This is a genomic window from Bacteroidia bacterium, from assembly GCA_025056095.1.
Taxonomy (GTDB): Bacteria; Bacteroidota; Bacteroidia; order JANWVE01; family JANWVE01; genus JANWVE01.
This window is the reverse complement of sequence record JANWVW010000110.1, coordinates 1-9,419: the sequence shown is the minus strand read 5'-3', so window position 1 is coordinate 9,419 and position 9,419 is coordinate 1. Positions and strand designations below refer to the sequence as shown.

14 protein-coding genes are annotated in these 9,419 nt (G+C 37.9%); all 14 read left to right on the top strand.

What is annotated here, in order from left to right; all coding sequences use genetic code 11:
* Positions 1-265 precede the first annotated feature (265 nt).
* The 14 genes from rpsJ to NZ519_08830 all read left to right on the top strand — a co-directional run bounded on the left by rpsJ (position 266) and on the right by NZ519_08830 (position 9,324).
* Complete coding sequence (gene rpsJ / locus NZ519_08895; GenBank protein MCS7028870.1) at positions 266-571, top strand: 30S ribosomal protein S10; 306 nt, start codon at positions 266-268, stop codon at positions 569-571.
* Positions 572-579: 8 nt separating this feature from the next.
* Positions 580-1,200 (top strand): 50S ribosomal protein L3, encoded by a 621-nt coding sequence (gene rplC / locus NZ519_08890; GenBank protein ID MCS7028869.1) that lies wholly within the window; start codon positions 580-582, stop codon positions 1,198-1,200.
* Positions 1,201-1,220: 20 nt separating this feature from the next.
* Entirely contained in the window at positions 1,221-2,042 is an 822-nt protein-coding gene (rplD, locus tag NZ519_08885) for a 50S ribosomal protein L4 (protein ID MCS7028868.1), read from the top strand.
* Positions 2,043-2,056: 14 nt separating this feature from the next.
* On the top strand, positions 2,057-2,347 hold the full coding sequence (gene rplW, locus NZ519_08880) for a 50S ribosomal protein L23 (GenBank protein ID MCS7028867.1): 291 nt from the start codon (positions 2,057-2,059) through the stop codon (positions 2,345-2,347).
* A gap of 22 nt (positions 2,348-2,369) precedes the next feature.
* On the top strand, positions 2,370-3,194 hold the full coding sequence (gene rplB, locus NZ519_08875) for a 50S ribosomal protein L2 (protein ID MCS7028866.1): 825 nt from the start codon (positions 2,370-2,372) through the stop codon (positions 3,192-3,194).
* A gap of 5 nt (positions 3,195-3,199) precedes the next feature.
* On the top strand, positions 3,200-3,478 hold the full coding sequence (gene rpsS, locus NZ519_08870) for a 30S ribosomal protein S19 (protein MCS7028865.1): 279 nt from the start codon (positions 3,200-3,202) through the stop codon (positions 3,476-3,478).
* Positions 3,479-3,525: 47 nt separating this feature from the next.
* Positions 3,526-4,041: a 50S ribosomal protein L22 gene (rplV, locus tag NZ519_08865; protein MCS7028864.1), complete on the top strand. Its 516-nt coding sequence runs from the start codon at positions 3,526-3,528 to the stop codon at positions 4,039-4,041.
* Between the two features lie 3 nt (positions 4,042-4,044).
* The gene (gene rpsC, locus NZ519_08860) at positions 4,045-4,788 is read left to right on the top strand and encodes a 30S ribosomal protein S3 (protein ID MCS7028863.1); all 744 of its coding nucleotides are present in this window, start codon (positions 4,045-4,047) and stop codon (positions 4,786-4,788) included.
* A gap of 17 nt (positions 4,789-4,805) precedes the next feature.
* Entirely contained in the window at positions 4,806-5,588 is a 783-nt protein-coding gene (locus NZ519_08855) for a phosphosulfolactate synthase (GenBank protein MCS7028862.1), read from the top strand.
* Between the two features lie 4 nt (positions 5,589-5,592).
* Complete coding sequence (gatC, locus tag NZ519_08850) at positions 5,593-5,880, top strand: Asp-tRNA(Asn)/Glu-tRNA(Gln) amidotransferase subunit GatC (GenBank protein ID MCS7028861.1); 288 nt, start codon at positions 5,593-5,595, stop codon at positions 5,878-5,880.
* Between the two features lie 200 nt (positions 5,881-6,080).
* On the top strand, positions 6,081-7,442 hold the full coding sequence (locus NZ519_08845; protein ID MCS7028860.1) for a sigma-54 dependent transcriptional regulator: 1,362 nt from the start codon (positions 6,081-6,083) through the stop codon (positions 7,440-7,442).
* 62 nt (positions 7,443-7,504) lie between these two features.
* Positions 7,505-7,750 carry a NifU family protein gene (locus tag NZ519_08840; protein MCS7028859.1) on the top strand — a complete coding sequence of 82 codons (246 nt, stop codon included), beginning with the start codon at positions 7,505-7,507 and terminating at the stop codon, positions 7,748-7,750.
* A 7-nt stretch (positions 7,751-7,757) separates the two neighbouring features.
* Entirely contained in the window at positions 7,758-8,783 is a 1,026-nt protein-coding gene (locus NZ519_08835) for a c-type cytochrome (protein MCS7028858.1), read from the top strand.
* Positions 8,784-8,790: 7 nt separating this feature from the next.
* Entirely contained in the window at positions 8,791-9,324 is a 534-nt protein-coding gene (locus NZ519_08830) for a methyltransferase domain-containing protein (GenBank protein ID MCS7028857.1), read from the top strand.
* Positions 9,325-9,419: the final 95 nt, after the last annotated feature.

The window sequence follows — 9,419 nt, the reverse complement described above, 5'->3', positions numbered from 1 at the left end:
ACCGAAGCGATAGCGTAGCCCGTAGCACGCCGACCTTGTGGGCAAAAGCCCACAAGGGCACGCCCAAAAAATTAAAAATCAAATTTTTCTGATACACTTTTAAAAAAGTGTTGTCAAAATTCTAAAATTGCCCCGCAATGAAGTTTTGAATGAATTATATTACCTCTTTTTTGAGATAAAGCCGTAAAAAAACTTGACATTATAAGGATAATTGTCATAATTTTGCAGTCCTTTTTCAAAGAAGGTAAGTGTATTTGAGTTACGTATGACACAGAGAATAAGAATAAAACTCAAGTCTTACGATCACAGTTTGTTAGACAAAGCTGCGGAGCGGATCGTAAAAAGCGTTTTAAGTACAGGTGCGGTGGTTAGCGGTCCTATTCCTTTACCTACGGAGAGACATATTATAACAGTTAACCGTTCTCCACACGTAGATAAGAAAAGCCGCGATCAGTTCCAAGTTTGTACTTACAAACGCTTGATTGACATTTTCACTAATACCTCAAAAACAGTCGATGCGCTGGCAAAATTGGAATTACCCAGCGGTGTAGATGTACTTATTAAAGCATAGAAATCAGTATGGCAACAGGACTTATTGGCAGAAAAATCGGAATGACCCGTATTTTTGTAGAGGGCAAAGCAGTTCCTTGTACAGTAATAGAATTGGGTCCTTGCGTAGTAACGCAAGTCAAAACTATTGAAAAAGATGGCTATCAGGCATTTCAAGTTGGGTTTGGCGAAAAGAAAGAAAAACACACTACCAAACCTTTGCTAGGGCATTTTAAGAAAGCCAATACGACGCCGAAGCGTAAATTAGCAGAGTTCAAATACTACGAAAAGGAATTCAAACTTGGGGACACTATCAGAGTAGAGGATGTATTTGCAGAAGGGGACATAGTAGATGTAACAGGTACTTCAAAAGGTAAAGGTTTTCAAGGAGTAGTTAAGCGTCATGGGTTCAGCGGAGTAGGTATGAATACACACGGTCAGCATGATAGAGTAAGAGCACCTGGATCCTTAGGTGGTTCATCTTTTCCTTCTCGGGTGTTTAAGGGGCTTCGCATGGCAGGTCAAACAGGAAATAGGAAAGTAAAAGTATTAAACCTAACTGTTCTCAAAATCATACCTGAACAAAATTTAATTGTTGTATCGGGTTGTGTACCTGGACATAAAAATAGTTACGTCAAAGTAGAAAAATAAAGCAAGAAAGGGCAAAGGATATGGAACTTCCACTGTACAATATAAATGGTCAGCCTGTATCATCCATCCAAGTTTCTGATGAGCTTTTTGGAATTACTCCGAACGACCATGCCATTTACTTGGATGTTAAGCAGTATTTAGCTAATCAGCGCCAAGGTACTCATAAATCAAAAGAAAGGGGAGAAGTAAGCGGTAGTACTAAAAAACCATACAAGCAAAAAGGAACAGGTAACGCGCGTGCAGGACATAAACGTTCGCCCCTATGGAGACACGGAGGTAGAGTATTTGGACCTCGCCCCAGAGATTATCGTTTCAAACTCAATCACAAAGTAAAAATATTAGCACGGCGTTCAGCAATGATATATAAAATCAGAGAAAACAATCTGTTAGTAGTAGAAAACTTTACCTACCAAAATTTGACTAATGAAGCTGCGCCTAAAACTAAAGTCTTTTTGAATTTTCTCAAAGCTTTCAATGCTCAGGAAGAAAAAGTACTTTTTGTTCTGCCTGCTTTACCTCAACTTCCCAAAGCCCCTGATACTCGCAAAAAAAGAGGACTATACGTAGAGGGATACATTCCTAAAAAATCTCGAAAGCCAATCATAACCTATAAAGAATACAAAGAAAAACTAATGGCTGAAATAGAAGCTTATAACGCACAAAAAGCTATTTTTGACGCACAGTATGAAAAAAATCACACTTTATATTTATCTGCTCGCAATCTACCAAATGTAACTGTGATTACCTCTACTGAATTACACACATACAACATTATGAATGCAGGCAAAATTATTATTATGAAAGACGCATGGGATAACTTTGTATCAAACATTAGCAAATAAAAAGGAGGATAAAGATGATAATAAAACGCTTTATTGTAACTGAAAAGAGCAACAAGCAAATGGAAAAAAACAATGTTTATACCTTTGAGGTAGATGTGCGTGCTAATAAAATAGAAATTGCAAAAGCCGTAGAAAGAATGTTCAATGTGCAGGTCAAAGATGTAAGGACATTGATTCGTATGGGAAAGAAAAAGGTTCGCATGACTAAAAAGGGTATTTCAGTAGGTAGAACTAATCGAATCAAAATTGCACGAGTAGAGTTAGAAGCAGGAAATAGTATTGATATTTACGGAAGTAATGCTTGACAAACTTAAATGAACTTTAAGTATGGCAATCAAGAAATTAAAACCAGTAACTCCTGGAACTCGTCATCGTTCAGTACTTGCTAACGACGATTTAACTACTGATGTTCCAGAGAAGTCTTTGTTAGCGCCGCTAAAAAGTACAGGAGGGCGTAACAATCAAGGTAAAATGACCATGCGGTATATTGGCGGAGGACATAAACGCCGATATCGCATCATTGACTTCAAGAGAGATAAGTTTAACGTCCCTTGTACAGTAAAATCAATAGAGTACGATCCTAACCGCAGCGCGCGTATTGCGTTAGTAGCATACAAAGATGGGGAAAAACGATATATTATTGCACCTAAGGGCTTGAAAGTAGGTATGGAGTTAATTAGTGGGGAAAGCGTAGCCCCTGAAATAGGTAACGCTATGAAAATGAAAAATATACCCTTAGGTACATTTATTCATTGTGTAGAGTTACATCCTGGCAAAGGTGCTCAATTAGCCCGTAGTGCAGGGACTTATGCTCAGCTCTTGGCTAAAGAGGGTAAATATGCGATATTAGCTTTACCTTCGGGCGAAACCCGTAAAGTATTGGCAGAGGGAATGGCAACGATTGGCGTAGTATCCAACGAAGATCACATGAATGTTTCGCTTGGAAAGGCAGGTGTAAGTCGCCATAAAGGTAGACGCCCAAGAAACCGTGGTGTTTCTATGAATCCTGTTGACCATCCTATGGGAGGGGGTGAAGGGCGTGCAAGTGGAGGTATTCCACGTAGCCGTAAAGGCATCCCTGCAAAAGGATATAAAACCCGAAACAAGAAGAAGTATTCTAACAAATATATTATTAAGGATAGGAGGAAATAGAAGCTATGCCACGTTCAGTTAAAAAAGGTCCGTTTGTTGATCCTTCGTTAATGAAAAAAATTATTGAAATGAACAACAGCAAGACTAAAAAAGCAATTAAAACTTGGTCAAGGCGCTCTACAATTACACCTGACTTTGTAGGTCATACGTTTAATGTACATAATGGCATCAAGTTTATTCCTGTTTATGTTACTGACCAAATGGTTGGGCATAAACTCGGTGAATTTGCTCCTACTCGGAATTTCAAAGGTCATGCAGGTTCAAAAGATAAGGGTAAAAAGTGATGGAAACAGCAAGAAAATTAACTCGTAGAGAGAAAATTGCCGCAGGCATCCCTAAGCCGTACACGGGCAATCGTAAGTGGAATGCCGCTCAGAAGAGAAAAGAAGCTAAATCCCAAAAAACAGAGGTAACGGTAAAACTAAACCACTATCCTACCTCTCCACGTAAAATGCGCCGCGTAGCTGACTTAATTCGCGGCAAAACTGTGGACGCTGCCCTTGCTATATTACAGTTTAACAGACGAGCAGGTGCTTATCCTTTGTGGAAATTAGTATTAGCAGGGGTAGACGCATGGAAACACCATAATCCCGATGCCCAATTTGATGAAGGGGATTTGGTAATTAAGTCTATTCAAGTAAATCAAGGCAGAACATTAAAAAGATTGATGACCGCTCCACAGGGTAGGGCATATCGGATAAGAAAACGCTCAAACCATGTGGTTTTAACTATTGATAGTGCTTTACCATTGAATGCTATGCGAACCATTGAAAACATAGCTGACCAAGTAGAAAATACAATTTCAACAAACTCTGAAAGTACAGAAAATAAAGATAAAGAAAATTAAAATATGGGACAAAAAATCAATCCTATCGGACTTAGATTAGGCATCATAAGAGGTTGGGAATCAAACTGGTACGGAGGTAAAAACTACGCCGACAAACTCATTGAGGATGAGAAGATCCGTAAGTACTTACATGTGCGTATCCCAAGAGGGGGTATTTCTAAAATTGTCATTGAGCGAGCTGCAAAAAGAATCACTATTACTATTCATACTTCTAAACCTGGAATAATCATCGGTAAAGGAGGAAAAGAAGTAGATATTATTCGAGAAGAGCTTAAAAAGCTTACGGGAAAAGAAGTTAATATTAACATTGCTGAAGTCAAGCGTCCTGATTTAGATGCTCGCTTAGTGGCTGAATTGATTGCTCAACAGCTAGAAGCCCGAATATCTTTTCGCAGAGCAATGAAAAGCGCTATTACTTCGGCTATGCGTGCAGGTGCAGAAGGGATAAAGGTTAAATGCTCTGGCCGCTTAGGGGGTGCAGAAATGGCCCGTGTAGAACAGTATAAAGAAGGTAAAATACCATTGCACACTCTTCGTGCTGATATTGACTATGCTTTAGCTGAAGCACACACTATTTATGGCGTGATAGGTGTGAAAGTATGGATTTACAAAGGAGAAATCTATGGAAAAGTGGATTTATCTCCAAATCCTACTCATGCCCAATTAGGGGGAATTAGTGGAGAAAGAGGAGGAGAGAGTAGGTCAGGAAAAAAATCTGGTAGAAGTGGCAAACGTAGAAAAAAATAATCTAACTGTATTTGACTATGAACTTTTTTCTCAAAAATATACCCCAACGAACTCAAAAACCAAGACAAAATGGCATAACCCTTGCCCTAGACAAGGGTTTTAGCCTTTTAGAAGTAGAACAATGGCTATCGGTAGCTGCTGATTACATTGACTTAGTCAAATTAGGATGGGGAACGGCTTACGTTACTCCAAAGTTAGCTGAAAAAATTGCACTCTATCAATCGGCAGGTATTGCCGTGTACTTTGGCGGGACGCTATTTGAAGCTTTTGTTGTACGTAATCAATTTGAGGACTATATTAGAATACTTCATCAATACAAACTCCAGCATGCAGAAATTTCAGATGGAAGTATCAACATTCCACACGAACAAAAATTAAAATATATTCAGCGACTATCTCAAGAATTTACTGTTTTGTCAGAAGTGGGTAGCAAAGATGTTAATAGGGTAATTGCGCCCTATCGATGGATTGAAATGATGAAGGCTGAATTAGAAGCAGGTTCATGGAAAGTCATTACCGAAGCTCGTGAAGGAGGAAATGCAGGCATATTCCGAAATACAGGTGAGGTCCGCGAAGGTTTGATTGAAGAAATTCTCAACTCTATCTCCGCCGAAAAGATTATCTTTGAAGCCCCCAAAAAAGAACAACAGGTATGGTTTATCAAGTTGCTCGGGTCTAACGTCAACTTAGGGAACATTGCACCTAATGATGTTATCCCTTTGGAAACCGTACGGCTTGGACTTAGAGGAGATACTTTTTTTGAATTTTTGGATAGTTCTGCATCCAGCCCAAATTTGTAAAACTATGAACATAGATGAAAACCTTATCAGAAGACTAGCTAACCTTGCTAAACTAGAATTTGAAGGAGAAGATCTGACACAAATTCAACAAGACTTAACACAGATTCTTAATTTCGTAAATAAACTCAATGAACTAGACACAACCAATGTAGAACCGCTTATCCATATCGTAGATGAAGTGAACCATTTGAGAGAAGATATTGTAAAACAAGAAATCACTCATCAAGAAGCATTAAGTAACGCTCCTAAAAAAGACAGTGATTACATACGAGTACCCAAGGTTTTATCCTGAATAAAATTTAGTCATTCTAACAAAAGCTTTTGGGCGATCTGTAAAAGCGGATCGCCTAAAGTTATCATTAAGTTAATTGCTAACATTAACTTATACAAAGTGAGTAAATTACAAAACAAAAAATCCAAATTGAACTACCGCTTTTTGCAAGAGCAATTTATACATGTTATCTTTGTTGTATATTGTTTAGCTTCAACAATATGAGTGCTAACATATTGGTCATTGACGACGAGCGAAGCATTCGCAACACCTTAAAAGATATTCTGCAATACGAAAATTATCAAGTAGATGAAGCAGAAAACGGTGAAATAGGTTTAGAAAAAATCAAAAAAAAGGACTACAACGTAGTACTATGTGATATAAAAATGCCCAAAAAAGATGGTATTGAGGTACTAGAAGAAGCACTTTCCCTCAAGCCTGATATCTCTTTTATTATGATTTCGGGGCATGCCGACATGGATATGGCGGTACAAGCTACAAAAAAAGGTGCGTATGACTTTATCCAAAAGCCACTAGACCTCAACCGTCTATTAGTTTCAGTGAGGAATGCTTTAGATAGAACTGCGTTAGTTTCTGAAACTAAAAGCTTAAAGCGCAAAGTAAGTAAAATAACTCCCATTATTGGACAAAGTGAAGGAATAAAAAAAGTATTAGAAATGATAGATAAAGTAGCGCCGACCAATGCTCGTGTGATGATCACAGGTAGTAATGGCACAGGTAAAGAGTTAGTTGCACGCTGGATACATGAAAAATCTCAACGCAGCAAAGGACCAATGGTAGAAGTAAACTGTGCCGCTATTCCCTCCGAATTAATAGAAAGTGAGTTATTTGGACATGAAAAAGGTTCTTTTACTTCGGCTATCAAGCAAAGAATAGGAAAATTTGAACAGGCTAACGGTGGTACTTTATTCTTAGATGAAATTGGTGATATGAGCTTATCTGCCCAAGCTAAAGTACTAAGAGCCTTACAAGAAAATAAAATTACTCGTGTAGGCGGAGAAAAAGAAATCCCTATTGATGTACGAGTAATTGCGGCTACAAACAAAGACTTACGTAAAGAAATTGAAAAAGGTAATTTTCGTGAGGATTTATTTTTTAGATTAAATGCTATTGAAATTCACGTTCCTGCCCTCAAAGAAAGAATAGATGATATTCCTTTGCTCGTAGAAAGTTTCTTAAAGGATATTTGTCAAGAATATGGAATACCCACCAAAACAATTACAAATGAAGCCATAGCAGCGCTACAAAAATTACCTTGGCGAGGTAACATACGCGAACTAAAAAATGTAGTAGAAAGATTGGTTATTTTATGCCCCAAAAACATTACTGAACAAGATGTTCACACTTATGTTGGGCAATCATCTCCAGCTAACTCGAATGAACTAACTCAACTATGCGAACGATTTGACCAGCTGAAAGATTTTATCAACTATACTGAACGAGTATTTTTATCTCATAAACTAAAACAAAATCAATGGGATAAACTTAAAACCGCCGAACTAATAGGAATCAAGCCTGCTGAATTAGAACGCAAAATTCAAGCCTTGGGAATAGAGCTGTAAAATTCTACATTCTAAAATAAGCTCTTACAGCACTTTTTCAAAATTTTAAGTATTTTTGCCGTATGGATTTAGTACAGCGTGTGGAAAGCATTCTAAACACAGTCCGCCCTTATTTACAAAGTGATGGAGGTGATGTAAAACTTGTCAATATTACCCCCGATAATGTTGTAGAAATTGAGCTACTAGGTTCATGTGGTGAGTGCAATCTTAGCGAAATGACCATGAAGTCAGGTATAGAGCAAGCTATCAAAAAAGCAATACCTGAAATAAAACAAGTAGTTGCTATAAAAAACACTACAAAAGAATAAAACTTCCATGAAAAGACATGTTTTAAGCGTATTATTGAGCCTTCTCACATTTATTTTAATCGTAACCGCATCTTCCTGTAACAAAATATCTCAACCTACTAATCCAGGTCAGCCCATAACGCTTAATTTTCCTAACTATTTTCCAAAGAACTACCACATTCCCAAGGACAATCTTCTTACAGACAAGCGAGTACAGTTAGGAAAAATGTTATTTTTTGATAAAAGTCTATCCAAAGATAAAACAATTGCTTGTGCTTCGTGTCATATACCTCAATATGCTTTTAGCGATTCAGGAAATACTGTTTCAAAAGGAGTTCATCAAGGTAAAACAATCCGCAACACCCCAATGATATTTAATGCAGTGTATCAGGACCGTTTTTTCATGGATGGTAGAGCAAAAAGCTTAGAAGAGCAAGCCTTGGGACCTCTTCTACATCCCCAAGAAATGGGAATGACTGAAAAAGAAATTGTGCAGGTAGTTAAAAGCAATCCCACATACAAAAAACTATTCAAGGAGTGCTACGGCGAAATTAACTTAAGAACTATTTGTGCGGCCATAGCTTGTTTTGAGCGTACTATTATTTCTACTAGCAGCCCTTATGACCGAGATTTACAAGGTGACACTACGGCACTCACTCCTGCCCAAAAACGAGGTAGAGCTCTATTTTTCTCTTTCAAAATAGGATGTCAAAAGTGTCATAACGGGCATTTATTGACCAATCGTGAATTTATGAACATTGGATTAGATGAAGAGTACAAAGATCAAGGCTTGTATAATATCACCAAGCAAGAAGCCGATAAAGGTAAGTTCATCACTCCTTCGTTGCGTAATGTGGCTATTACTCCGCCTTATATGCATGATGGCAGATTTAGAACATTAGAAGAAGTGATTGATTTTTACGCCACTGGGGGCAAATCACATCCCAATAAAGCCCCTCAAATGAGTAGTTTTATTTTATCGCCTAGTCAAAAAGCGGACTTAATTGCCTTTCTGCACAGCTTAACCGATGACCAATTCGTAACAAAAAAGTAAAGAACCTATGTTTGACTACTTAAAACATTGGAGAACCACAGGCACACTTGTTTCTACCAGTAGGTCTACTGTGCGTAAAATGATTTCGTATATATGTTTTGAGCAAACTCGGTGCTTATTAGAGCTTGGTGCAGGCAAAGGTGCCGTTACTCATTTTTTAGTAGAACACAAGCCATTAGATGCGCATCTATATGTTTTTGAGCTGCTTGCTGGATTTGCACAGGAACTTAAACAAAAGTACGCAGACCATAAAAATGTACACATTATTCAAGACAGTGCTGATAAAATTCCTTATCATCTTCCTAACATAGTTTTTGACTATTGTGTATCAGTTTTACCATTGAGCATCATGGATAAAAAGGTAGTGCATAGTATATTAGATGCTGTGGCTGCTCAACTTTCTTATCAAGGGCTATTTATTCAGATACAGTATACGCGTAGGTTAGAGAGGCTTTTTAGCCATTATTTTATTATTGACAAAAAAGATTATCATTTTTTCAACGTTCCTCCTGCTCATATTTACATTATGCGAAAAAAGTAGGAATTTACTATTTTTTATTATTTTTTTGGGCGTGCCCTTGCCCACACTTCGCTTGCGCTCGTGTGGGCAAGGTCGGCGTGCTTCGGGCTACGCTA

Excerpts from the sequence above, each read along its gene's own strand:
- rpsJ (MCS7028870.1), top strand. The coding sequence starts at position 266 with ATGACACAGAGAATAAGAATAAAACTCAAGTCTTACGATCACAGTTTG.
- rplC (MCS7028869.1), top strand. The coding sequence starts at position 580 with ATGGCAACAGGACTTATTGGCAGAAAAATCGGAATGACCCGTATTTTT.
- rplD (MCS7028868.1), top strand. The coding sequence starts at position 1,221 with ATGGAACTTCCACTGTACAATATAAATGGTCAGCCTGTATCATCCATC.
- rplW (MCS7028867.1), top strand. The coding sequence starts at position 2,057 with ATGATAATAAAACGCTTTATTGTAACTGAAAAGAGCAACAAGCAAATG.
- rplB (MCS7028866.1), top strand. The coding sequence starts at position 2,370 with ATGGCAATCAAGAAATTAAAACCAGTAACTCCTGGAACTCGTCATCGT.
- rpsS (MCS7028865.1), top strand. The coding sequence starts at position 3,200 with ATGCCACGTTCAGTTAAAAAAGGTCCGTTTGTTGATCCTTCGTTAATG.
- rpsC (MCS7028863.1), top strand. The coding sequence starts at position 4,045 with ATGGGACAAAAAATCAATCCTATCGGACTTAGATTAGGCATCATAAGA.
- NZ519_08855 (MCS7028862.1), top strand. The coding sequence starts at position 4,806 with ATGAACTTTTTTCTCAAAAATATACCCCAACGAACTCAAAAACCAAGA.
- gatC (MCS7028861.1), top strand. The coding sequence starts at position 5,593 with ATGAACATAGATGAAAACCTTATCAGAAGACTAGCTAACCTTGCTAAA.
- NZ519_08845 (MCS7028860.1), top strand. The coding sequence starts at position 6,081 with ATGAGTGCTAACATATTGGTCATTGACGACGAGCGAAGCATTCGCAAC.
- NZ519_08840 (MCS7028859.1), top strand. The coding sequence starts at position 7,505 with ATGGATTTAGTACAGCGTGTGGAAAGCATTCTAAACACAGTCCGCCCT.
- NZ519_08835 (MCS7028858.1), top strand. The coding sequence starts at position 7,758 with ATGAAAAGACATGTTTTAAGCGTATTATTGAGCCTTCTCACATTTATT.
- NZ519_08830 (MCS7028857.1), top strand. The coding sequence starts at position 8,791 with ATGTTTGACTACTTAAAACATTGGAGAACCACAGGCACACTTGTTTCT.